Origin of the sequence: Streptomyces maremycinicus, from assembly GCF_001184025.1 — a bacterium.
GTDB classification, from domain to species: Bacteria; Actinomycetota; Actinomycetes; order Streptomycetales; family Streptomycetaceae; genus Streptomyces; species Streptomyces maremycinicus.
Genome location: NZ_BBYG01000008.1, coordinates 217681 through 238917 on the forward strand (window position 1 = coordinate 217681; position 21237 = coordinate 238917).

The 21237-nt window shown below is 70.4% G+C and carries 24 protein-coding genes and 3 tRNA genes; 12 read left to right on the forward strand and 15 right to left on the reverse strand.

Annotation, left to right across the window (positions count from 1 at the left end):
• Positions 1-200 precede the first annotated feature (200 nt).
• Positions 201-282 (forward strand) — tRNA-Tyr (locus tag AOQ37_RS01050).
• A gap of 174 nt (positions 283-456) precedes the next feature.
• Here the strand turns inward: AOQ37_RS01050 and AOQ37_RS01055 are convergent.
• From AOQ37_RS01055 to AOQ37_RS01105, 12 genes are all read right to left on the reverse strand, one after another.
• Positions 457-1836, reverse strand: coding sequence for a tyrosine-type recombinase/integrase (locus tag AOQ37_RS01055; protein ID WP_062640211.1), 1380 nt, complete (start codon positions 1834-1836; stop codon positions 457-459).
• 61 nt (positions 1837-1897) lie between these two features.
• Positions 1898-2086 carry a helix-turn-helix transcriptional regulator gene (locus AOQ37_RS01060; protein WP_062640212.1) on the reverse strand — a complete coding sequence of 63 codons (189 nt, stop codon included), beginning with the start codon at positions 2084-2086 and terminating at the stop codon, positions 1898-1900.
• 157 nt (positions 2087-2243) lie between these two features.
• Positions 2244-3491, reverse strand: coding sequence for a DUF3631 domain-containing protein (locus tag AOQ37_RS01065; RefSeq protein ID WP_062640214.1), 1248 nt, complete (start codon positions 3489-3491; stop codon positions 2244-2246).
• Positions 3488-3919 carry a hypothetical protein gene (locus AOQ37_RS38230; RefSeq protein ID WP_078889926.1) on the reverse strand — a complete coding sequence of 144 codons (432 nt, stop codon included), beginning with the start codon at positions 3917-3919 and terminating at the stop codon, positions 3488-3490. The genes AOQ37_RS01065 and AOQ37_RS38230 overlap by 4 nt, the downstream gene beginning before the upstream one ends.
• Positions 3916-4845, reverse strand: coding sequence for a bifunctional DNA primase/polymerase (locus tag AOQ37_RS01070; protein WP_062640216.1), 930 nt, complete (start codon positions 4843-4845; stop codon positions 3916-3918). Before AOQ37_RS01070 ends, AOQ37_RS38230 begins: the two co-directional genes overlap by 4 nt.
• Positions 4846-4934: 89 nt before the next feature.
• Positions 4935-5246 carry a hypothetical protein gene (locus AOQ37_RS01075; protein WP_062640219.1) on the reverse strand — a complete coding sequence of 104 codons (312 nt, stop codon included), beginning with the start codon at positions 5244-5246 and terminating at the stop codon, positions 4935-4937.
• A 234-nt stretch (positions 5247-5480) separates the two neighbouring features.
• Complete coding sequence (locus tag AOQ37_RS01080) at positions 5481-7592, reverse strand: hypothetical protein (RefSeq protein ID WP_062640221.1); 2112 nt, start codon at positions 7590-7592, stop codon at positions 5481-5483.
• 2 nt (positions 7593-7594) lie between these two features.
• Positions 7595-9139: a hypothetical protein gene (locus AOQ37_RS01085; RefSeq protein WP_062640223.1), complete on the reverse strand. Its 1545-nt coding sequence runs from the start codon at positions 9137-9139 to the stop codon at positions 7595-7597.
• Between the two features lie 82 nt (positions 9140-9221).
• Positions 9222-9563 carry an RRQRL motif-containing zinc-binding protein gene (locus AOQ37_RS01090; protein ID WP_062640225.1) on the reverse strand — a complete coding sequence of 114 codons (342 nt, stop codon included), beginning with the start codon at positions 9561-9563 and terminating at the stop codon, positions 9222-9224.
• Complete coding sequence (locus AOQ37_RS01095) at positions 9560-10537, reverse strand: hypothetical protein (RefSeq protein WP_062640228.1); 978 nt, start codon at positions 10535-10537, stop codon at positions 9560-9562. The genes AOQ37_RS01090 and AOQ37_RS01095 overlap by 4 nt, the downstream gene beginning before the upstream one ends.
• Complete coding sequence (locus tag AOQ37_RS01100) at positions 10534-10821, reverse strand: DUF6303 family protein (RefSeq protein ID WP_062640230.1); 288 nt, start codon at positions 10819-10821, stop codon at positions 10534-10536. Before AOQ37_RS01100 ends, AOQ37_RS01095 begins: the two co-directional genes overlap by 4 nt.
• The gene (locus tag AOQ37_RS01105; protein ID WP_062640232.1) at positions 10821-11078 is read right to left on the reverse strand and encodes a DUF6284 family protein; all 258 of its coding nucleotides are present in this window, start codon (positions 11076-11078) and stop codon (positions 10821-10823) included. Before AOQ37_RS01105 ends, AOQ37_RS01100 begins: the two co-directional genes overlap by 1 nt.
• 361 nt (positions 11079-11439) lie before the next feature.
• On the opposite strand from AOQ37_RS01105, the gene AOQ37_RS01110 reads away from it, so the two are divergent.
• Positions 11440-12198: a GntR family transcriptional regulator gene (locus tag AOQ37_RS01110; RefSeq protein ID WP_062640234.1), complete on the forward strand. Its 759-nt coding sequence runs from the start codon at positions 11440-11442 to the stop codon at positions 12196-12198.
• On the forward strand, positions 12195-12875 hold the full coding sequence (locus AOQ37_RS01115; RefSeq protein ID WP_062640236.1) for a P-loop nucleotide/nucleoside kinase family protein: 681 nt from the start codon (positions 12195-12197) through the stop codon (positions 12873-12875). Before AOQ37_RS01110 ends, AOQ37_RS01115 begins: the two co-directional genes overlap by 4 nt.
• A 210-nt stretch (positions 12876-13085) precedes the next feature.
• Here the strand turns inward: AOQ37_RS01115 and AOQ37_RS01120 are convergent, their stop codons facing one another.
• A complete protein-coding gene (locus tag AOQ37_RS01120; protein WP_062640238.1) occupies positions 13086-13397 on the reverse strand; it encodes a hypothetical protein in 312 nt (103 codons plus the stop codon).
• A gap of 98 nt (positions 13398-13495) precedes the next feature.
• Between AOQ37_RS01120 and AOQ37_RS41030 the strand changes: the two genes are divergently transcribed.
• Positions 13496-13717, forward strand: coding sequence for a hypothetical protein (locus AOQ37_RS41030; protein WP_078889988.1), 222 nt, complete (start codon positions 13496-13498; stop codon positions 13715-13717).
• 55 nt (positions 13718-13772) lie between these two features.
• On the opposite strand, the gene AOQ37_RS01125 is transcribed toward AOQ37_RS41030, so the two are convergent.
• Positions 13773-14429, reverse strand: coding sequence for an SDR family oxidoreductase (locus tag AOQ37_RS01125; RefSeq protein WP_062640240.1), 657 nt, complete (start codon positions 14427-14429; stop codon positions 13773-13775).
• Positions 14430-14641: 212 nt separating this feature from the next.
• Positions 14642-15910, reverse strand: coding sequence for an amidohydrolase family protein (locus tag AOQ37_RS01130; RefSeq protein WP_062640242.1), 1269 nt, complete (start codon positions 15908-15910; stop codon positions 14642-14644).
• A gap of 290 nt (positions 15911-16200) precedes the next feature.
• Here AOQ37_RS01130 and AOQ37_RS01135 point away from each other — a divergent pair.
• The 8 genes from AOQ37_RS01135 (at position 16201) to AOQ37_RS01170 (ending at position 21224) form a co-directional block, all read left to right on the forward strand.
• A tRNA-Thr gene (locus tag AOQ37_RS01135) sits at positions 16201-16273 on the forward strand.
• A gap of 46 nt (positions 16274-16319) precedes the next feature.
• Positions 16320-16392: transfer RNA gene (locus AOQ37_RS01140), tRNA-Met, on the forward strand.
• Positions 16393-16481: 89 nt separating this feature from the next.
• Entirely contained in the window at positions 16482-16646 is a 165-nt protein-coding gene (gene rpmG, locus AOQ37_RS01145) for a 50S ribosomal protein L33 (RefSeq protein ID WP_018834916.1), read from the forward strand.
• A 135-nt stretch (positions 16647-16781) separates the two neighbouring features.
• Positions 16782-17264: a MaoC family dehydratase N-terminal domain-containing protein gene (locus AOQ37_RS01150; protein ID WP_054238750.1), complete on the forward strand. Its 483-nt coding sequence runs from the start codon at positions 16782-16784 to the stop codon at positions 17262-17264.
• 7 nt (positions 17265-17271) lie between these two features.
• Positions 17272-17700, forward strand: coding sequence for a MaoC family dehydratase (locus AOQ37_RS01155; RefSeq protein WP_062640244.1), 429 nt, complete (start codon positions 17272-17274; stop codon positions 17698-17700).
• A gap of 103 nt (positions 17701-17803) precedes the next feature.
• A complete protein-coding gene (locus AOQ37_RS01160; protein ID WP_199824911.1) occupies positions 17804-18373 on the forward strand; it encodes a TetR/AcrR family transcriptional regulator in 570 nt (189 codons plus the stop codon).
• Positions 18374-18476: 103 nt separating this feature from the next.
• Positions 18477-19937, forward strand: a complete 1461-nt coding sequence (locus AOQ37_RS01165; RefSeq protein WP_062640246.1) for a DHA2 family efflux MFS transporter permease subunit — start codon at positions 18477-18479, stop codon at positions 19935-19937.
• A gap of 231 nt (positions 19938-20168) precedes the next feature.
• A complete protein-coding gene (locus tag AOQ37_RS01170; protein WP_062640248.1) occupies positions 20169-21224 on the forward strand; it encodes a UDP-N-acetylmuramate dehydrogenase in 1056 nt (351 codons plus the stop codon).
• Positions 21225-21237: the final 13 nt, after the last annotated feature.

The window sequence follows — 21237 nt, forward strand, 5'->3', positions numbered from 1 at the left end:
TGCGTGTCGGGTGCGTATCGGCGTAGGTGGGGCGACCGCCGAGCCCGGCGTGGTCCCGGGCCGCATCCGCACAAGCCTAGTCACCCCGCTCCCTCCGGGCGGCGAGGAATCAGGTGGCGAAGCACCCCTGGGCATCGGGTATCGTTTACGTCGTTGCCAGGGAGCACCGCCGAAAAGCGGTTCGAACAGGCGGCAAACCCGGCGGTGTGCCCGAGCGGCCAAAGGGAGCAGACTGTAAATCTGCCGGCTCAGCCTTCCCAGGTTCGAATCCTGGCGCCGCCACGCTGAGGGAAACCCCCTCCGACCAGCCTTAACGGCAGGTCGGAGGGGGTTTCTTCGTTCCGGGCGCTGTTCGATTGACCGTGGACGACGTGTGGACGTGTCTCACCTCGTACCGCCCGTTTCCCACTTTCGATCAGCCTGTGTCCCCCAGGTGTCCCCCGGGGGAGAGCTTGATCACTCTGGCTCGTTCCACTCCCGAAGGGCCGCGTCGATTCGGCTGTTCGCGTGCTCCCGTGTCTGGTCGAGCACCTTGGCGTACACCTTGTGCAGTACAGCGATGCTGTGGCCGGCACGCCGGGCACACTCCATCGCGTCCACCCCGGAGCTGAGCCAGAACGAGACGCCGGCGTGCCGAAGGTCGTAAGGCCGACGGGCCAGGAGTGAGGCCGTTTCCGCCTCGTTGAGCACGTCTTTCCGTGCCTTCGCCCACACCTCTCCATAGCCGGTCTCTTGCAGCAGGCCGTCACGGTTCGTCCGGAAGAGTCGGCCGTCGGGCGCTGTGCCGTGGGTGGCGACGTGCTGACGCAGCAGACGGACGAAGTGTGGCGGGATCGGCACCGGACGGGAGTCTTTCTTGGCGCGGGCCTTGAGGTGGCGCGTTTCGTGGGCCGTCCCATCATCGGTCCAGCTCCGGCCGGCCCGGACGACTCCTTGCCGCAGGGTGAGCATCCCCCATCCCGTCTCCGGGAGCTTGCACTGACTCACGCGCAGTCCGGCGGCCTCAGCCGGACGCATGGCCGCGTAGTACAGGCATCCGAAGAACGCTTCCAGGTGCCGCCCACGCGGGCCCTGCTCGCGTACTCCTGCCAGCAGTGCACGGACCTGGCGGGGGTTGGCAACGCTCTCGGGGTCGACCGCTTCCACCGACTTCGGGGCGGTCCACTTCACGGCCGTGATCGGGTTGACCGGCATGGTGAAGTACTGCTCTTCCACGGCAAGCCCGAGAACGTCACTCAGGCAGGCCCGCTTGCGCTTCGCGGTGCGCGGCGCTGCCTCCTTCCCGTCCAGCCGTAGGGACAGTGCGTCCAAGGCTAGGCGTACGGCCGCCGGGTCCTCCAGCGCGGAGACCGGCATGGAGTGCTTGCGGATCCAGGCAAGAGCGCGGGCCACATCGTCCGGCGGCGTCTCGTTCCAGCGGTTCCGGTTGTACGCCCATCCGTACAGCGCGCGCCGCATGAGTGCGATATCGGGCATTCCTGTCTTGGTCTTCACGAGTGCGGGCGTGATGGTTGCCAGTGCATCGGCGTAGTTCTTCCGTGACTTCGCGGGAGCCAGCGACCACTTGCGGTCGACGTATGCGCGGCTGTGCTCGTACCACGTGATGGAGCCTTGCTTGGCGCGCAGTTCGGAGACGGGCAGGCCCGTCTCCTCATCGAACTGGTCGCCGCGTCGCACGGCAGACATGAATTCCGAACGGCGGCCCTCGGCCTGAACCTTGAGCGTGTAACTCTTGGAGTGCTTGCGCTCCCCGACCAGCCAGCGCAGACGGTAGGGCTTCGGGCGATCCTTGCGAACTTCGATGGAGTAAAGGCGAACGTCATAGGTCAGAGCCATAGGAACTCCAGAGGGGCCCGCCGGAAGCGGGCCCCTCGTGTCTCGTGTGTGCGGACGATGGTCAGGCGGCTGCGTCTTCCATGGATGACCACCACGCGTCCAGATCGGTGCGGCGGCATCGGATCTGCCCGTTGGGAAGCTTGATGAGCTTGGGCGCCTTGCCTCGGGCGCGCATGCGGTAGAAGGCGGCGCGGCTCATGTCGATCTCTTTGAGGACTTCGGGGAGTTTGAGCATCTGGGGGCGAGCCATCGTTGCGACTCCTCGTGTGGGCCGTCTGGGGGATCCGCAACATCCGCCACGCCGCAACATTGCTGGTCAGCGGCTTGAATCTGTGGCGGATGCCGTTTCTGTTGCGGATAGGTCCCGCCGCACGCGGGTGCGACGGCACCTATCCGGTTGGGTGGTGTCAGCCGACGCTGCGGAGGGGGCGTGTGTCGGATTCCGCGAACATGTGGCGGGTCTCGGAAGGGTCTGCCGCCACAGATTCACCCCCGTTGACCTGCGGTGTTGCGGCTGTTGCGGATGTTGCGGATTTCTGGGGGTCGGGGCGGCAGTAGCGGTTCCACGCGTCGGTGAGGTCTTCGGCGTAGTAGCCCTTGGGGGTGGTGCTGCCGACCCGGATCCCCTTGGGCTTGATCGGGGTGTTGTCGGGGCGCACGTACTGGCTCAGCAGCTTGGACAGCCGGCGGGCGGTAAGCGGCTTGATGGCCTGTCCGTCCTCGCTCATATCGGCCCACGGGGCGTCATCGAGGGAGAGAAGGACTTCGAGGATGGCCGCGGTGGGCATCTTGTCCACGCCGCAGAACACCTTGTCGCGCAGATCGGTCAACAACCGGACGCCGAGGGAGGCTTCGTCGTTGCTGCTCGCTGACTTGATGAGTTCGACGCATGCCGCGCGGGCCCGGGCCGGCCAGTGCCCGCCGGCCGCGTCCGCGACCGCGAGCAGCGGTTCCCACACGTCCGCCGGCCGGTCCGTGACACCCTCCGGCATCTCCGGCCACGCCTCCGCGACCTGGTCGTGCAGGGTGGCAGTCCAGTCCGCGAGCCGGTCCCGCAGGACGTGCCCCTGCTTCTCATGAACGCGGCGCCGGTAGGGCTCACACTTCTCGTTGGGCGCTTTCTTCCGCATGCGGATGATGACCGACCTGGTCAGGATCGTGTCCGGAAGCGTGCCGAGTCCGGCCATGGCGACCGCGCAGAACGACGGGAAGAAGCCTGCCTTCTGGTCGGATCCGTCCCCTACGCAGCGCAGGGACTTGGCACCGCGCCGGTAACCGGAGTTCAGGAACCCGCGAACTTCCTCGTTCCCGCCAGCCTTGGGACCGAAGACGGTGTCGATCTCGTCGAACAGGAGCGTGGGCGTGCCCTCGTCTGCGGAAACGAGCCGGAACAGGGCGTTCGCGGAGGCATTGACGGTCGTCGCCGCGCGCGGCGTGAGCGTCTCGATGATCTCCAGCGCCCGCGACTTCCCGGAACCCGGTTCGGGACTGAGGAACGCGATGCGGGCGGTGCCGTCGAGGGCATCCATCAGGTGCGCGTGGGCATCCCACAGAGCCACGGCAACGTAGGCATGCTCGGTGGGGAAGACGTTGAAGCGACGGTGGAAGGCTTCCACCTCGTCCAGCAGCGCGGCCCCGTCGATGATCTCAGTCATGCGGCGGCCCTCCTTTCAGGCACGGTCGCGGGTGTCCCCGCGCAGACGGCTTTGTGGTCGGCGTATTCGGCCGCGAGCGCGGCCACCTTCGGCGCGCCGGTGGCGGTGCCGGTCTGCCCGCAGGCGCAGGCGTAGGCGGCATTGGGGGTGTCACCGGGGCGCTTGGACCAGCGGGCGCCGTCCCAGTGATCCCGGTAGACCGGCGGGGCGTAGATGCGGATACCGGGCCGCTCCGGGGTCGGGTCGGGGGTCCTGTGGCGAGCCTCGTCGCTGCGGAACTTCTCAGAACGAAGGGCAGAAGGGACGCCCTTGCGGGCGGCGACCCTTGGTTCGCCTACAGCCGCCTGGGGTCCGGCCGGTCGGGCGGGGCGCGGGCTGTCTGCTGGTCGGGGTAGGCCTTCCAGGTGGGGGGAGTTGGCCGCGGTCATGCGGCTTCCCGCGGGCGGGCGGTGCGGATGGAGCCGTCCAGTGCGCTGCGGATCGTGGTGCGGCACTCGGCAGCGGCGAGACCGGCCGACTCCCCCGCCGCCTGGAAGGCCTCCTCTACCACGTGGCGCGGAAGGTCGCCCCACGCGACGAACCGGCCCACCTTGAAGGCGCTGCGGTTGAGCACGGTGTTCCGGGTGCCGTCGGCAGCCGCGGCCACCGCGGCGCATTCGGCTTCCAGCGCGGCCTGCGCTGCGAGACTGCCCGCCACCACAGGCAGCTTCAGCGGCGCCGCTACAGGCGCGGGAGCGGCCGTCAGAGCCTCGCGGAGCCATTCCGGCAGCGGGACAGGCTCGCGGTCGTCCAGAACCGTGTACGTGCCGTCCGGGGTGGTGCTGCCCGGGGCGACGACGTACCCGCCCCACCCCCGGGTGTCGATCTTCTTCGCCAGCCGTCCAGCCGTGGAGTGCAGCCGGACTCCGGGGGGTTGGGTGAAGTACAGATGCTCACCGCCGCGCGCGGTCCGCACCCGGTAGGTGTCGGGCACGTGCTGTCCGGCGCGCTCGCAGAGCGCTGCAAAAGAAGTCGCGCCGTCAGGCGTTCCTTTCGGGTCTGTGGGCTTGAGTGTGTCCAGGTCGATGACCAGCAGCCCGGAGGGGCCGGTGGCGACACCGACGTTGTACGGCGCCTGCTCCCACGCGGCGACGATCAGTTTCACGTCGGTGGTCGCGCGCTGCTCGGGTGTCTTGTGCCCGTCGACGCACCGGCCGGTGGTGGGGCAGTACTGCTCCGCGTGGCCGGCCGGGCGCTTGTCTTCGGGGCGTAGCGGGATGACGTGCCAGCCTCGTTGTGCAGCCTGCGTGGCCCAGGCGAGCAGATCGAGCGGCTGTAAGCCGCGCTCTCGCCGGATGATGGTCGGTTGCGTCATGCTGGGTTGTCTCCAGTTCCGTAGATGGATGCTGGTTGGCAAGGGCGGCCCCGTTCTTTGGCGAGATGCGGGGGCCGCCCTTGGCGTAGCTAGTGGCTCTTGCCGCGGGCGAGCTTGAGGGTGATACCACCGACGCCGACGGGTCCGGCGGCGCCCGCGATGACGGTGAACGTGTGAGCGGCCGCGTCGAGCAGGAAGCAGAGGGCGGCGACCAGTCCCCAGCCGCCGGCGACGGTCGCGCCGGCGATCGCGAACGGCAGCAGTAACCGCCGCCACTCGGCACCCGCCGCGGGCCGGTCGTTGACGACGAACACGACCGGCTGCCCGGTCGCCTGGGCACGCTGGAAGACGTCCGCGGGGATGTGCGGGGCGATCTGCCCGGGCGGGGTGTGCTGGCTCATTTCAGGCTCCCTCAGGGTGTGCCGCGGGCCCGCGCCGGAAGGTGGCGCGGGCCCGTGCGGTGGGTGGGCGTGCTTGTCGCGTGGCTTGTCGTCTCTCTTGTCGTGCGGCTTGTCGTCTTGCTTGTCTTGTCGCTTGTCTTGTCGCTTGTCGCCTCCCAGGTCACAAGCCGGTTTTAGGGCTCCAGACCCAGGAAAGCGACATGCGGCGGGGCGGGGGCGACAAGCGACAAGCGATCAGTCGTCGGACGCGTGGGAGCGGTGGACGTAGCGGGCTTTGGTGCCCTCCCCGACGCGCACGCAGGTGCCGTCCTGCATCCACGTTTTCAGCCACCCCACGACCGTCTGACGCGTCGTGCCGTACGCGTCTGTGAGCGCACGGGCGATCGCCGATGCGCCAGTCCCCTCCGGTCCCGCGGCGAGCAGCGCGGTGAGCGCGGCGCGTTGTGCGGGGCTGTCCTGCTCGCCCCGCAGCGCCGACAGGTTCAGCCCGGCCGGCTGGTCCGGCCCGGCACCCTGCCCGCTGGTCTGCGGGTCTGGTGCGGTGCCAAATTGCGCGTCGATCTCCTGCCGGAAGCGGCGCAGCATCTCATCCTCGGGCGAGCCCTGCCCACCGTCCGCAGCGCGCAGGGCAGACAGGTTCAGCCCACCCTGCCCGGCCGGACCTGCCTCGCTCGGGCCGTCGTCCGTGGGGGTGAGGTCGAGCATCCATGCAGTGCGGTCGGCATCCCACCGACGGGCGTATGCCGGCCCGGCAGCCTTCGCAGATACGTCGTCGAGGCGGGGGTGCCGGTCGGAGGTGGCGACGGTGATGTCCCGGATCTGGTTCGGGAGGATCCGCCATGCCTTGAACAGCGCGGCCGGCGACTCGGGGGTGCCCATGAACCCGGCCCCCTTGTACGGGGCCTGCTCCACCCGCAGACCGCGGCGGCCGGGGAACATCTTCCCCAGGTCCATGCCCTCGGTCTCACCGCCGGTGAGGGCGACGCGGACCTTGCCTTCGCGGCGGATCATCAGGTTTCCCAGCACCGACCCGGTGGCGCCGAGGGCGGTGAGGACGGTGCGGATGCCCATGGCGCGCAGCATCCGGATGACTTCCAGGATCTTCTTCGCGAGTTCCTTCATCTGTCGGTCGGTGCTGACCAGGATCTCGGCTCCCTCGTCGACGACCAGCATGATCTGCGGGATCTTCGCGCTGATCGGCAGGAGGTCGGTGTTCGCCTTCGATAGCAGGTCCTGGTAGGCCTTCTTGCGGTGCAGCCCGATGGCCAGCACCGCATCCAGCATGACCAGCGCTTCCTCATACGTGCCGGCGAGCCAGTCGACTCCGGGACGGACGGGCTTGTCGTCTTCGGTCTTCAGTTCGCCCTTGAGGGCGGGCAGGACCCAGGGCAGGCCGGCTGATCCGGCGTTGAGGTCGATCACGAATGTCAGCAGGTCATCGGCGCGGGCGAAACTCGCGAGGATGCCGTGCAGCATGTTCGTCTTGCCCGACCCCGTCGGCCCCACGACCAGCGCGCACTGCTCGCGCAGGTAGGCGGAGACGGCCTCCCCGTTCGTGCGCACCCCCCACGGCAGACCGGTGAGGACTGACAGACGGCTGTAGTCGTCGGGGTAGTCCAGGGCTTCCTTGAGGACGTTGACCGTGGTCACGTCCAGGATCGTGCGGCCCTGATGGATGCCGGGCGAGGCGGCGGCGGTGCAGCCGTGCGGCAGCTTGGCATCCCCGGACAGGGGCACGGAGTATCCCGCGATGCGGTCCCAGGTGATCCCGCCCTGCGGCTCCAGATCCAGCGAGTAACCGGTACCGGTGGGCCACATCTCCACCGCGAGGACGCGCACGGAGATGCCACAGATCCGCTGGATCCGTTCCACCCACGCCTCAGCGATCGCCCGCCGCTCCGCGGACAACTCCAGCGCAACGGCCCGCTGCTCTGCTGCGATGGCCTCCTCCTCGCGCGCCTCTTCGTAGAGGGCGCTGGAGCGGGCGGCGGCGCCGATCCCTACGCCGATGGTGGCGAGGGATCCGAGGGCGGCCCAGGTGAGGGGGCCGGTGGTCATGGCCCAGGTGGTCCAGCCGGCTCCGACGAGCCAGCTGGCGGCGCGGGTGGCGAGGGTGCGGCCGGCGTTGCGGATCCGCAGGCCGGCGACGGTGTGCCCGAGGGCGCCCGCGGCGCCTGCCGCGAGGACCCAGCCGGGGGGCATGGCGGTGGCGGCGCCGGTGGTGGCCAGGGCGAAGGCTCCGGTGGTGGCGGACAGGGCGCCGGTCACGGGTCCGTGACCGGCCGCCCAGTCCAGCACCGGACCACTGCTGACGTGCTGCTTCTTTGCGGTGGCGGTGCTGCTCATGGTTAGACGTTCCAGCCCTTCTCAGCCTCGGGGCCGTTGCGGGGGTCCTCGTGACGGGCGATGTCCTGCTCGTGCGCCTGCCGGAACAGCGGCCCCATGTCTTCGGCGACCGCGACGGCGCTCATCAGGGCGCCGAAGATGTCGTTGAAGCCGTCCGCGACTTCCTTCTCCAGCGGGAACTCAGAGTCGGAGCGCTCCGCGAGGATCTTCATCACGTTCGCCACCGACGTGAGCGCGGCGGGCAGGCTCTCGACCATGGCGAGGATCTCCATGGCGTTCTCGGGGTCGTACTGGTTGGCGGCCTGCTCCATCTCGGAGGCGACCTCTTCGAACCGGAAACCGGACACGTGCTCTCCTTCACTCACCGCGGATGTGCTGGGGGTGGGAATGTCGGCGGCCGGGCGCTCCACCTGCTCGCCCAGGCCGTTCGTGCCGTCCTGTGCAGCCTCCGCATCGGCGGCGGCCTCCTGCTCGCGCAGGGTCTTGCGGGTGGCTTCATCCCGGGCCGCGCGCTGCTCGGTGGCGGTGCGGACGATTGCCTCGTACAGGCGGCGACCGGGGTGCATCAGCCACGGGATATCGAACCTGCGTCCGATTGGCGTGGTGAGCATGCCGAGCAGCCCGACCGGCAGCGCCAGCAGCGCGGCCAGCAGGCGACGGCCCTGGAAGCGGGCCGCGGACCTGCGCAGCGCCTTGCGCGCCGCCTTACGGGCCGGGGCCTTACGGACCTGCGCCCGCTGCGCCGCGACCGTGGCGCCGGTCTTGGCGTCGCGCTGGTTGCGCTGCTTGGCGATGGCCGCATCCCGGGCCGCGCGCGCCTTGCGGACCGCGCCACCCGTCAGCCGGCCCGCCAGACCCGGACGCTTGGCCGCCCGGGCGGTCCCGGCCGCGGTCTTGGCGTTGCGGCGTGCATCGGCGACCGCGCGCCGGGCGTTCGTGGTCTGCGCCCGCTGCCCGCCGCGCGAGCCAGCCGCGGCCTTCTGTGCGGCCCGCAGCGTCTTGACCTGCCCGGCCCGAACCGCGGCTTTGCCCGCCGCGGTCGGCGCGTGCTTGGACAGGCTGTGACCGGTCTTGCTGGGAGTCTTCGCGGCGGTGTTGCGGCGGTGCTGGCCGGGCACCTTGCCCGACCGGCCACCGCCACCACCAGCGCGCGAGCCTGCCGAACGGCTTCCCGAGCCACCACGGGCGCCCGTTCCGGCGCTGCGCAGACCCGCGGAGCGTGCGGCGGAACGACCGGCAGCGCGCGCCGCGGACCGGCGGGCCTCACGGCGCGGGCTCGCCTTGCGGGAGCGGGACGCGGCGACCGTACCGAGGACAACCATGCCGGTCGCGGCGACGGCCGCGGCGATCGGCCCACCGGCCAGCGAGGCGGCGGCGACCGCGCCGACGGTGCTGTTCGCGCCGGACAGGGCGAGCGGGACGATGGGCCACCCGCCGGGCGTGTGGTCCACCTCCTTCACCGCTGTGGCCTTGGCCACGGGCGGGGTGTTGGGCGGCGGGGGCGGTGCGGCCGGGACTACTACCGGCTCAGTGCTGAGTTCCGTCATGCTGTGGGCACTCCTTAAGGGGAGTAGGGCCCGACCGGAAGCCCTGGAAAGTTGCCGGTCGGGCCTGCTGACGTGTGGGGTTTCAGGCGGCGCGCTGTTCGTCGTCGGGGTAGGCGCAGGGCACGCACACGCCCAGCTGGGCGGGGATGACGTAGCCGGCATCCCGGAGGCACTGCGGGCAGGTGCGGCGAGCCTGGTTGGCCTTGTCCAGCGCGGCCTGCTTGGCCGGCGTCATGGGCCGTACGGGCTTCGCTGCCTCGATGAGGTAGAGGTAGGCGACCAGCGGGCCGCGCCGGTAGCGGGGCCGCTCGATCTGCGCGACCACGTCCTGACCTCCCGGGCGCAGTCCCTTCGCGCGGAGCTGACGTCGGGTGGCCAAGCCTTCCGGCGCGAGGCGCCAGGAGTAGACCGGTAAGGCGCTCATCCCTGGCCCACGATCGCGAGTTGCGCGCCACCGTCACCGGGGTCGCGGTACTCGGCGTAGCGGGCGGAGACCCAGCCGACCGACCAGCCACACAGATCCGCGGCGCGCCGCACCGACACGCCCTCAGCGACCGCGGCGGCGACGATCCGCCGGGCGTGGTCCTCGGGCAGCTTGGTGTTCACGGGCGGACCATCGAGCAGCGCGGCGCGTTCACGGCGGGAGGCTTCCGCACGCTCGCGGGCCTCCTGCGCTACCCGTTCGGCGGCCTCGCGTTCAACGTGTTCACGGTTCCGCTCGCGCTGTTCACGCTCGCGTTCACGGCGTTCACGCCCCTCGCGTTCGGCAGCCTCGCGGGCGGCGCGGTCCTCGCGCTCCTCCCGACGTTGGCGTTCCTCCCGCTCGGTTGCTTCCGCGGCCAATCGGGCTTCGTGTTCACGCTGTTCACGCGCCAGCGTCGCGGCGTGCTCGCGCTCCTCGCGCGCTTCCCGCCGGGCGGCTTCCTCGCGCTCGCGGGCGGCCTGCTGGGCTGCTTCGCGTTCGGCCCGCTGCCGCGTCTCCAGCGCGGTGACGGCGGCGGTGATGGCGCGGCGGTAGGCGAGCCCGGTTTCCGCGGTGACGATCAGCAGGAGCGGCGCCACGGAATGGACCGCCACTCCGACCAGGTCTTTCTGCAACGCGGAGTCGGCGGTGTTGAGGGCGAGGGTCATGGTGCCGGTCATCCACCGCAGCACGATCGGCCACCGGCCGCCGTGCCCACCCAGGCGGGCAAGGACGGAGTCGAGACGGACCACGATGACCACCGCGGCGTCCACGACGAGCGGCAGGATCGGCGCCGTCCACCCCCACTTGGCGGGGGTGTGAGCGGACATGAGCGGGGTGACGGTGAGGATCGAGTACAGCATGGCGCCGCACACGATCAGCCACGTCCCCACGTTCAGCGCGCGCTCTGCTGAACGGATATGAACACCGTTCACGCGGCAGCCTCCTGCCGTGAACGCACCCAGACGGAGGCGAGCAGCCATACCGGCGAGGCGGGGTCGTCGGGGTCCGTGCTGAACTCCGTCCACTCCCACTCAGCCGCCGGCGCCTGAACGAACCCAAGCGCCGTGAGCGCCTGCGCCCGCTCCGTGAACGTCGGCACCCGCTCACCGGGACCGAAGCTGTGCTCGGGCCACGGATCGAGCGAACCGCGCACTACCACGTACAGGCGCCAGCCACCCTGGCTCGCGGACAGTTGCGCCCGCAGTTCCCGTGCCATCACGCCACCGCACCCGAGACGGTGCGGTTGGCGAGCGTCGCCCGCTCGGACAGCACCCGGCGCCGGTCGCGGCGCACCCGCCGCTGGTCCAGCTCGGTGGGCGCCTGGTCCAGCAGCGCGATCTGGACGTCCAGCGCCTCGACGTCCGCGAGGATCCCCGGCATCTCAGCCTCGATCGCGTCCAGCTCGCCGTCCGTCGGCTCCATCCAGTCGGCGAACGCGGTAACAGCGTCCTGAACAGTGACGATGTGTTCCATTGGGTCGTGTTCTCCCTGCAAGGTGGAACGGCCCGAATGCGGCTCCCGGGAGGCACCCCGGGAGCCGCTCGCCGTTGTTGTTGGTCTGCTCGGCCGAGCAGCCACGGCCCATGACGCCCCGTGGAAAGGCGTCAAGGACCGTGAGCACTCGGGCTCACTTCGCGATCCATCGACCGCCCGTGTACAGGCGGCTGGATCGGCACTCTGTTGAGTTTTCAATCAATGCGTGCTCACTTCGTACTCACCCCCCGTCGTGCGGGGGCTTTCTTCCGGGCACATCCCTAAGGTTCCCTAGGGTTCCCTGCGGTGTCAAGCGGTAAGGTAGGGAACCTCAGGGAAGTGACGACAGGGAGCAGGCGATATGGCAGGCCAGGCCGACAATCGGGCGCCGTACGCGAAGATTGCCGCCCACTACACGGAGCTGATTACGTCCGGTCAGCTACAGCCGGGGTCACTCTTGCCAAGCATCAAGAACCTCGCGGAAGAGTGGAAAGTGAGCACCGCGACGGCAGAGAAAGCCTTGCGCAAGCTGCGCAACGAGGGTCTCGTGCGAGGGATCCACGGGATCGGGACGGAGGTCCTGGACCAGCCGGCGCCTATGTCTTCGGGCTCCCAACGCCAGGACCGGGGGCGCCGTACCGGGTCTAGCTGGGGGGCGGGTGAACGGTCTGACTCGCATCAGGCCGGTGTGGTCCCCGCGCCCGCTGAAGTCTCTCAGGCGCTGGACATTCAGCCCGGCTCCGACGTGATCCGCCGAAGCCGGGTTTACCGAGACCGGCACGGCATCGTGGCCCACAGCACGTCATGGATTCCTGCTAGGTACGGGAAGTTGATCCCCCAACTGGCGGCGAGTGAGCGACTGACAGGGGGAACGTCACTCCAGCTCATTGCGCAAGTGACTGGCCATCCGATCAGTCACCGCATCGACACGGCCTCTGCACGTTTGCTCACCCCTGAGTACGCACGGCTCTTGGAGCTGAATCCCGAAGATCCGTCGGCGGAGCCGGTGGTCGTGATGACGGCGAAGTTCGTCGACAGCGAAGGCAACATCGTGGAGTACGGCGTGGATCTCGGAGGCCCTGGCCGTACATGGCGCACAGAATCGGAGGTCGCTCCATGACGGTCATGGATGACACTCTCGCGAGCGTGCTCGAAGACCGCCTGGGGGCGCTGCTCGAGGCCCGTAGGGCTGGCACAATCACGCTCGAAGCCGAAGCGGAGATGGCCGCCATCTCCCAGACCATGACGAGACCGATGCCGCCACGCCCACCGTTCTGTGTCCTGATGGCCGGACTACCCGGCTCCGGCAAGACGACTTTGTCCCGTGTCCTCACGGACCGTGGATTCGTCCGGCTATGCCCTGACGAAGAGATGTACCGTCGGCACGGCGTGTATGGGGTGGACTTTCCCCGGGGGATCTTCCCCACGCTTGAACAGCCGGTCCTGGATGACGTGGCAGAGGAACTCAGGGAGCAACTCAAAGCCGGGCGTGATGTCGTGGTTGACCACGGCTTTTGGACGCCTGAGGTACGGGCTGCGTGGCGAGCAATCGCCACCGACGTTGGCGCCACCCCCGTACTCGTGTATCTCGCAGCAAGCCACGAAGAATTGTGGGCGAGGGTCAGCAAGCGCAACGAATTCCACGCTGACGATCCCAACTCGATCTACTTCTCAGAGAGCGACCTTCAGCGGTACCGAACACGGTTCATCCCGCCTGAGGCGGACGAACCGTACATCCTGTACGACGGTGATGCAGCGGCCGTGATCGCGGCTCTGGAGACCGCTCCCGGGGCCTGATTCCCCCAGGTGTCCCCCAGAAGCGGTAGCCGCAGGAAAGACCGCAGGTCAAGACCATCGAACCCGTCCCGCTGTAAATCTGCCGGCTCAGCCTTCCCAGGTTCGAATCCTGGCGCCGCCACGCTGAGAGAGGGAACCCCTCCGAACTGCGGAAACGCAGAGCGGAGGGGTTTCTTCGTCTGCACGGGGAAACCCGGGCGGTCGCGCGACTCACTTCCCTTCGGCGGAGTCCTCCGGGGGTTCGGAGGCTTCGGACGTGGGCGTCTTCGCCGCTCTTTTCACCTCTGCCTCGACGTCGTTCCGTGGTCTGTTCTCGTCCTTGGCGTGTTCGGTCACCGCCGCCTGGACGTCGCGGGCGAGGTCGCGCCAGGCGCGCCAGGCGGTTTCGTAGGTGTCGGTCTGGATCTCCGGCCAGGGGGTGGCCGTGGGTGCGCCGTACGTGTCCCGCAGCGCTTCGACCCTCGCGTGTGCCTCGTCGGCCGCGCGTTGCTTCTCCACGAGTTCCTCGAAGGTATGTGCCACGTGTACGGATGCTAAGGAGGTGGCCGCACTTCCGCGCGGCGAGCGGGGCGCGTCCCGTCGCGGGGTACCCGCGTGGCCCACTGGGGCAGACTGATCACATGTCCAGCGCGTCCAGCCGTCGTAGAACCTGTCCGGTATGCCGTCGCGAGATCGCCGTCGTCGCCGGACGGTTCGCCCGGCACGACCCGCCGGGGGCGCGCGGGACCGGGGACCTCGTCTCCTGCCCCGGCTCCCGCAGTACGGCACAACTGGGTGCTGCCCAGCCGTCGTTGGACGGCTATGTGGTCCCGGATTTCCCGGGACAGCTGCCCCTCTTCTAGGCCCGCTGCCAGGCCCGCTTCGTGACGACGGTGTTCCTCGGTCGCGCGGCGTTCCTCAGTTGCCCGCGACCGCCTTGACCGCGACCGGCACCGGCGCCGAGCCGCTGATCAGCTCCAGGGTGAGGCCCGCCGTCGCCGGGGTGTCGAGCAGTTCGGCGATCACGGCGGCCACGTCGTCGCGCGGGACGGAGCCGCGGCCCGTTCGGGCCTCGAGACGGACCAGGCCGGTCCCGGCGTCGTCCGTCAGCGTGCCCGGGCGCAGGATCGTCCAGTCGAGGGAAGTCAGGCCCTGCACGTGCGCGTCCGCCTCGCCCTTGGCGCGCAGATAGACGTCGAAGACCTCGTTGCCGCGGTGATCCGGGTCCGCGCCCATGGAGGACACGATCACGAAGCGCCGGACGCCCGCCCGGACCGCCGCGTCCGCGAACAGGACCGCCGCTCCCTTGTCCACGGTGTCCTTGCGGTTCACCCCGCTGCCGGGGCCGGCACCCGCCGCGAAGACCGCCGCGTCCGCGCCGCGCAGCCGCTCCGCGACCGCCTCGACGGACGCCGACTCCAGGTCCAGGACGACCGGTTCGGCACCGGCCGCCCTCAGGTCGTCGGCCTGTTCCGCCTTGCGGATGATCCCCGCGACCTCGTTCCCGCGCGCGGCGAGCAGACGCTCCAGCCGCAGCGCGATCTGACCATGACCACCAGCGATGACAATGCGCATGTTTCCGACCGTACGCCCGCACCACCGCATCTGCCGCACGGCTTCGCCGCACCACCGCATCTGCCGCACGGCTTCGCCGGAAGCCCGGCCCGGTGCCGCCCGACTCCCCGGTCCCGTCCGCGCCGTCCTGTGCGCGCCATCCTGTGCCCGCCGCGCCGCGCCGCGCCGTGCCGTGCCTGTCGTCCCGGCCCGCCGTGCCGGGCCCCGTGGTCCTACGACAGTTCTCCGCGTCCTTGCCTGGGCAGGCCCCACTCCGGTGCGGCCGTCGAGTTGCGGTACTCGCGGACCGCGCTGGTACGGGCCACGACGCGGCCCTGGTGGATGACGATCCTGCTGTACGCCAGGCACAGGGCGCCCGCCAGCCGGTCGCCGCGCACGGCCAGGAGATCGGCCGGGAAACCCGCCTCCACCCGGACCTCGGGCAGGCCCAGCGCGGCCCGCGCGGACGTGCTCACGGCGTCGTAGGCGTCCTCGGCGCGCAGGCCGTGGTGGGAGGCGAGCAGATAGGCCGCTTCCAGAGGGTCGCCGCGGCCGACCGGGTTGGAGACGTCCCGCAACGCCCCGCTGCCCGCCGCGACCCGCACACCGGCCGCGCGCAACAGCCGTACGGGCGCCGCGTCCCGGTGCTCGACGGTGCCGCAGCCGCCCTGCGGGAGGCAGACCACCGTCACGCCGGCGGCGGCGAGTTGGTCGGCGGTGCGGCCGGCCGCGTCCGCCGGTAGGCCGTCGAGGCCGCCGCAGGGGCTCAGGGTGACGCCGGGGCGCAGGCCGCCGGCCATCGCGGCGAGACGGGCGAGGCGGGCCGGGTCGGCGGCGTCGGTGTGCAGGTCGACGGGGCAGCCGTGCTCGGAGGCGACTTCCAGGACGGTCTCCACGTAGCCGGCCGGATCGGGGTCCAGGTCCGGGCAGCCGCCCACCACCGAGGCGCCCATCTTCACCGCGTCCCGCAGCATCGCGAGCCCGTCCGCCCCGGCCGCGCCGGTCAGGACCCGGGGCATCGCCACCGCGGTCAGTTCGACGAGCCCGCGCAGTGAACGCCGGGCCTGGAGCACGGCGTCCAGCGCGCCGAGGCCCTGGACGTCGCCGACGTGCACATGCGCGCGCAGCGCCGTCGCGCCGTGGCCCAGTTGGAGCAACGCGGCCTCCGTGGCGCGGCGCTGGACGTCCTCGGGCGCGTACGAGACCGGGCCGTCGGCGTCGGCCGTGAGCGCGGTGTCGGCGTGCGCGTGCGGCTCGGCGGGGGCGGGGAGCAGGAGGTAGCCGCCGAGGTCCACGCGGGTGCCGCCGCGGGCGGGGCCGTTCGTCAGGCTGCCCGCCGTGCCGACCGCCTCGATGCGCCCGCGGCCCAGCCGTACGTCCACGGTCCGGCCGTCCGCCAGGCGCGCCCCGCACAGCAGGAGGGCGGCCGGGTCCGGCGCACCTCCGGAGGTGCCGGACGAGGACGACGGCCAAGGGGGTGGCTGCGGCTGGCTGTCGGGCATCGCGCTCCAGGGGCTCGGCTCGGGACCGCGCGGGGACGCGGGTGACGCGCGGTCGCGCGGTCGCGGGGACGCAAGATCACGCAGAGTGAGTCGAGCCTAGGACGGCGTTTCGGCGCGAGCGGGGAGGAGCGCAATAGTCGTACCGGTGTGGTCCGCGTGTGGTCCGGCGGGCGGGAGGGGCTCGGGAGGCCGCCGGGACCTCGGGGAAACGGCCCTCCGGGCGGTCCTGGAAGGCCTCGCCAAACGGATTTGGGTGAACGGCTGCGGACCGTGTAATGTCTTCATCGCTCGCCCCAATAGCTCAGTCGGTAGAGCGTCTCCATGGTAAGGAGAAGGTCTACGGTTCGATTCCGTATTGGGGCTCTGGTGGGTGAGGTTCCCGTCGCAAGGCGGGACCTGATCCCATCAAAGCGGTGTAGCTCAGTCGGTAGAGCAAGCGGCTCATAATCGCTGTGTCACCGGTTCAAGTCCGGTCACCGCTACTGACAGTAGCCGATTGTGGGGTCGGTCCTTCGATCGGCTACTCTTTCATGCGTTATATCGTCCCATCCGTTCGTCAAGGAGCACTCCTGTGGCTGCCACCGACGTCCGCCCGAAGATCACGCTGGCCTGCGTGGAGTGCAAGGAGCGGAACTACATCACCAAGAAGAACCGGCGTAACAACCCGGATCGAATGGAGATGAAGAAGCACTGCCCGCGTTGCAACGCGCACACCGCGCACCGCGAAACGCGATAGATCAGGCTCGTATGCGAGGCCGTCCCCGAGTGATCGGGGGCGGCCTCGTGTCGTTGAACGACCCGTACCGGTCAGTAGAGCAACGCTGAGCGCTACGACGACAGAGCAGCAGAGCAACCAGGAGGTGCCGAGGCCATGGCGCTCGACCAGTCCTTCGTCGGGCGGACCTACCCGCCCACCGATCCCTATGAGGTCGGTCGGGAGAAGATCCGCGAGTTCGCCGAGGCCGTGGGGGACGCGAACCCGGCGTACACCGATCCGGAGGCAGCCAAGGCGCTCGGGTACGCCGATGTGATCGCGCCGCCGACCTTCGTGTTCTCCATCACCTTCAAGGCGGCGGGGCAGGTCGTCCAGGACCCCCGGCTGGGCCTCGACTACAGCCGGGTGGTGCACGGCGACCAGAAGTTCGCCTACCGGCGCCCGGTGCGCGCCGGAGACCGGCTCACGGTCACCTCGACGATCGAGGCGGTCAAGTCGATGGCCGGCAACGACATCCTGGACATCCGTGGCGAGGTCCACGACGAGAGCGGCGAGCACGTCGTGACCGCCTGGACCAAGCTCGTCGCCCGCGCGGCGGAGCCGGCGGAGTCCGTGGACGCCACGGACGGGAAGGCGTGAGGAACCGATGACGGCGAAGATCGCTTACGAGGACGTCGAGGTCGGCACCGAACTGCCGGCCCGGTCCTTCCCCGTCGACCGCGCCGCGCTGGTGCGGTACGCGGGCGCCTCCGGGGACTTCAACCCCATCCACTGGAACGAGAAGTTCGCCAAGGAGGTGGGCCTGCCGGACGTCATCGCGCACGGCATGTTCACCATGGCCGAGGCGATCCGCGTCGTCACCGACTGGACCGGCGACCCGGGCGCGGTCGTCGATTACGGGGTCCGCTTCACCAAGCCCGTCGTCGTCCCGAACGACGGCCAGGGCGCCGTGATCGAGGTCACCGGCAAGGTGGGCGCCAAGCTCGACGACCACACCGTGCGGGTCGACCTGACCGTGACCAGCGGCGGGCTGAAGGTTCTCGGGATGTCCCGGGCGGTCGTACGCCTGGCCTGATCCCGGGGTCGTACGTGATGTAAGGGGCGCTCTCCATGAGGAGGCGCCCCTTACGCGTCGCCGGGCCTTGACCTAGTTAGTGATTGAGTACTAACTTATTCGCATGGTCAGGATGAGCGCAGACGAGAGGCGTGAGAGCGTCATCCGCGCGGCGACGAGCGAGTTCGCCCGCGGCGGCTATCACGGCACCTCCACCGAGGCGATCGCCAAGCGGGTGGGTGTCTCGCAGCCGTATCTCTTCCGGCTCTTCCCGGGCAAGAAAGCGATCTTCCTCGCGGCCTCCGAGCGCTGTATGGAGGACACCGTCCGTACGTTCGCGGACGCGGCCGAGGGGCTGGAGGGCGAAGAGGCCCTGCATGCCATGGCCAACGCGTACACCAAGGTCATCGCGGAGCAGCCCGAACGGCTGATGATGCAGATGCAGATGTATGTCGCGGTGGCCGCCGCGGAGGCGGAGGGTGACCACGCCTTCGGTGAGGCCGTGCGCGCCGGGTGGATGCGGCTCTGGGACACCGTCCACCTGCCCCTCGGTGCCGACGTGAACGAGACGACGGTCTTCATGGCGTTCGGCATGCTCATCAACTGCCTGGTGGCCATGGGGTTCCCGCCCGGACACCGGGTCTGGGAAGGGATGTATCCGTCGGCCCGGTTCCAGGGCCGGCTGGAGAAGTAGCGCGGCGGCGCGGTGCGCCGACGCCGAGTGTGGGCGCCCTTTTGCGGGCGCGAAAGTTAGTAATCAATTACTAGCCGAATTCTGATCGCCCGCTGGGGGAGCGATGTCACAGCAGACCGAACGTCGCGGGGGAGCCGTCTGGGCCCTCGTCATCACCAGCGTCGCCGGGTTCATGGCGGCACTCGACAACCTCGTCGTCACCACCGCCCTGCCGTCGATCCGTGAGGATCTCGGCGGCGGCCTGGGCGACCTCGAATGGACCGTGAGCGCCTACACGCTCACCTTCGCCGTGCTGCTCATGTTCGGCGCGGCACTCGGCGACCGGTTCGGCCGCAGGCGGATGTTCATCGCCGGGCTCACCGTCTTCACCGCCGCCTCCGCGGCCGCGGCCATGGCCCCCGGCATCGGCTCCCTCATCGCCGCCCGCGCGGTCCAGGGCGTCGGCGCCGCCGTCATGATGCCGCTGACGCTCACCCTCCTGACGGCCGCCGTGCCCGTCGCGAAGCGGGGGATGGCGTACGGCATCTGGGGCGCGGTCAACGGACTCGCGGTCGCCTCCGGGCCGCTCATCGGCGGCAGCCTCACCGAACACGTGTCCTGGCACTGGATCTTCTGGCTGAACGTCCCGCTGGGCCTCGCCCTGCTGCCGCTCGCCCGGCTGCGCCTGGCCGAGTCCTACGGCACCGGAGCCCCGCTCGACTTCCCCGGCACGCTGCTCGCCAGCGGTGGCCTCTTCGGGCTGGTCTACGGCCTGGTGCGCGGGCCGGCCGACGGCTGGACCAGCCCGCTCGTGCTGACCGGCCTGTTCGCGGGCGCCGTCCTGCTGGTCGGGTTCGTCCTGCACGGGCTGCGGGCCAAGAACCCCATGTTGCCGATGCGCCTCTTCCGGTCCCGCGCCTTCGCCGGGATCAACGCGGCGAGCCTGCTGATGTTCCTCGGGATGTTCGGCTCGATATTCCTGCTCAGCCAGTACATGCAGGGCGTCCTCGGCTACTCGCCCACCGAGGCGGGCCTCAGGATGCTGCCGTGGACCGGTATGCCGATGCTCGTCGCACCGATCGCCGGCATCCTCTCCGACCGCGTCGGAGGCCGGCCGGTCGTCGCCACCGGGCTCTTCCTCCAGGCCGCCGGTCTCGGCTGGATGGCCGCCGTGGCGACCGTCGACGCCTCCTACTCCGTCCAGCTGCCCGGTCTGATCGTCAGCGGCATCGGCATGGCGCTGTTCTTCGCCCCGGCCTCCAACCTGGTGATGTCCAGCGTCCGGCCGCAGGAGCAGGGGATCGCCTCCGGCGCCAACAACGCGCTGCGGGAGGTCGGCGGCGCCCTGGGCATCGCGATCATGGCGTCGATCTTCTCGGCGCAGGGCGGCTACGAGTCCGGTCAGGCCTTCGTCGACGGGCTGCGGCCCGCGCTGGTCACGGGCTCCGCGGTGGTGGCCCTCGCCGGGTTCGCGGCCCTGCTGATACCCGCCCGACGGGCGGCCGGCCCCGTGGCGAAGGACTCCTCGGCGGCGCCCGAGGGCGACTCCGGGACGGCGCCCGTGCTGGAGACGGCCGCCCGCTGAGACCCGGCGCGCGGCACCTGAGGTGCCCGGACACGTCCGGCACGCGCGCGTACGGCGCCGTCCACCTCGGCGGGGCCGTACGCGCGCGTGCAGTGCGGTGCGGTGAGGTTGCCTGCGGTGCGGTGCGGTGCGGTGCGGTGTCGGTCCTCGGTCGGGCGGTCGGGCGGGTGGAGCGGGACGTCGGGGCCGGGGAGGGCGGGGCTGTCGGTGGTGTCTCGTACGCTTGGGCGCGTGCAGGAACTCCACGACACCCCGCTCGCCCCGCTGACCACCTTCCGGCTGGGCGGTCCCGCCACCAGGCTGGTGACCGCGACGACCGACGCCGAGGTGATCGCCGCCGTGCGCGAGGCCGACGCCGCCGGTACGCCGCTGCTGATCGTCGGCGGCGGCTCGAACCTCGTCATCGGCGACAAGGGCTTCGAGGGCACCGCCCTGCGCATCGCCACCCGCGGCTGCGAACTCGCCGGGACGCGCCTGGAGCTGGCCGCGGGCGAGGTCTGGACCGACGCCGTGGCCCGTACCGTCGAAGCCGGGCTGGCCGGTGTCGAATGCCTGGCCGGCATCCCCGGCTCGGCGGGCGCGACCCCGATCCAGAACGTCGGGGCGTACGGCCAGGAGGTCTCCACGACGATCACCGAGGTGATCGCCTACGACCGCCGGGAGGGCGAGACCGTCACCCTCACGAACGAGGAGTGCGCCTTCTCCTACCGGCACAGCCGCTTCAAGGCCGACCCCGAGCGCCATGTCGTCCTGCGCGTCCGCTTCGCCCTGGAGGACGCGGACGGACTGTCGGCCCCCTTGAGGTACGCCGAGACGGCACGCGCGCTGGGCGTCGAGCCCGGGGACCGGGTGCCGCTCGCCGAGGCCCGCAAGACCGTGCTGAAGCTGCGCGCCGGGAAGGGCATGGTCCTCGACCCAGAGGACCACGACACCTGGTCGGCCGGCTCCTTCTTCACCAACCCGATCCTCACCGACGCCGACTTCGCCGTGTTCCACGCGCGCGTGCGGGAGCGGCTGGGCGAGGGCGCGGAGCCGCCCGCCTACCCGGCGGGGGCCGGACACACCAAGACCTCCGCGGCCTGGCTGATCGACAAGGCGGGCTTCACCAAGGGGTACGGCAGCGGGCCCGCCCGCATCTCGACCAAGCACACCCTCGCCCTCACCAACCGCGGCGCGGCCACCACGGAGGACCTGCTGGCGCTGGCCCGCGAGGTCGTGGCCGGGGTGCGCGAGGCCTTCGGGATCACGCTGGTCAACGAGCCGGTGATGGTGGGCGTCGGGCTCTAGCCGCCCGGCGGCT

What these genes read in the sequence shown, in the direction of transcription:
- AOQ37_RS01055 (WP_062640211.1), bottom strand. Translation starts at nt 1,836, where the DNA reads ATGGCTCTGACCTATGACGTTCGCCTTTACTCCATCGAAGTTCGCAAG.
- AOQ37_RS01060 (WP_062640212.1), bottom strand. Translation starts at nt 2,086, where the DNA reads ATGGCTCGCCCCCAGATGCTCAAACTCCCCGAAGTCCTCAAAGAGATC.
- AOQ37_RS01065 (WP_062640214.1), bottom strand. Translation starts at nt 3,491, where the DNA reads ATGACTGAGATCATCGACGGGGCCGCGCTGCTGGACGAGGTGGAAGCC.
- AOQ37_RS38230 (WP_078889926.1), bottom strand. Translation starts at nt 3,919, where the DNA reads ATGACCGCGGCCAACTCCCCCCACCTGGAAGGCCTACCCCGACCAGCA.
- AOQ37_RS01070 (WP_062640216.1), bottom strand. Translation starts at nt 4,845, where the DNA reads ATGACGCAACCGACCATCATCCGGCGAGAGCGCGGCTTACAGCCGCTC.
- AOQ37_RS01075 (WP_062640219.1), bottom strand. Translation starts at nt 5,246, where the DNA reads ATGAGCCAGCACACCCCGCCCGGGCAGATCGCCCCGCACATCCCCGCG.
- AOQ37_RS01080 (WP_062640221.1), bottom strand. Translation starts at nt 7,592, where the DNA reads ATGAGCAGCACCGCCACCGCAAAGAAGCAGCACGTCAGCAGTGGTCCG.
- AOQ37_RS01085 (WP_062640223.1), bottom strand. Translation starts at nt 9,139, where the DNA reads ATGACGGAACTCAGCACTGAGCCGGTAGTAGTCCCGGCCGCACCGCCC.
- AOQ37_RS01090 (WP_062640225.1), bottom strand. Translation starts at nt 9,563, where the DNA reads ATGAGCGCCTTACCGGTCTACTCCTGGCGCCTCGCGCCGGAAGGCTTG.
- AOQ37_RS01100 (WP_062640230.1), bottom strand. Translation starts at nt 10,821, where the DNA reads ATGGCACGGGAACTGCGGGCGCAACTGTCCGCGAGCCAGGGTGGCTGG.
- AOQ37_RS01105 (WP_062640232.1), bottom strand. Translation starts at nt 11,078, where the DNA reads ATGGAACACATCGTCACTGTTCAGGACGCTGTTACCGCGTTCGCCGAC.
- AOQ37_RS01110 (WP_062640234.1), top strand. Translation starts at nt 11,440, where the DNA reads ATGGCAGGCCAGGCCGACAATCGGGCGCCGTACGCGAAGATTGCCGCC.
- AOQ37_RS01115 (WP_062640236.1), top strand. Translation starts at nt 12,195, where the DNA reads ATGACGGTCATGGATGACACTCTCGCGAGCGTGCTCGAAGACCGCCTG.
- AOQ37_RS41030 (WP_078889988.1), top strand. Translation starts at nt 13,496, where the DNA reads ATGTCCAGCGCGTCCAGCCGTCGTAGAACCTGTCCGGTATGCCGTCGC.
- AOQ37_RS01125 (WP_062640240.1), bottom strand. Translation starts at nt 14,429, where the DNA reads ATGCGCATTGTCATCGCTGGTGGTCATGGTCAGATCGCGCTGCGGCTG.
- AOQ37_RS01130 (WP_062640242.1), bottom strand. Translation starts at nt 15,910, where the DNA reads ATGCCCGACAGCCAGCCGCAGCCACCCCCTTGGCCGTCGTCCTCGTCC.
- AOQ37_RS01150 (WP_054238750.1), top strand. Translation starts at nt 16,782, where the DNA reads ATGGCGCTCGACCAGTCCTTCGTCGGGCGGACCTACCCGCCCACCGAT.
- AOQ37_RS01155 (WP_062640244.1), top strand. Translation starts at nt 17,272, where the DNA reads ATGACGGCGAAGATCGCTTACGAGGACGTCGAGGTCGGCACCGAACTG.
- AOQ37_RS01160 (WP_199824911.1), top strand. Translation starts at nt 17,804, where the DNA reads ATGGTCAGGATGAGCGCAGACGAGAGGCGTGAGAGCGTCATCCGCGCG.
- AOQ37_RS01165 (WP_062640246.1), top strand. Translation starts at nt 18,477, where the DNA reads ATGTCACAGCAGACCGAACGTCGCGGGGGAGCCGTCTGGGCCCTCGTC.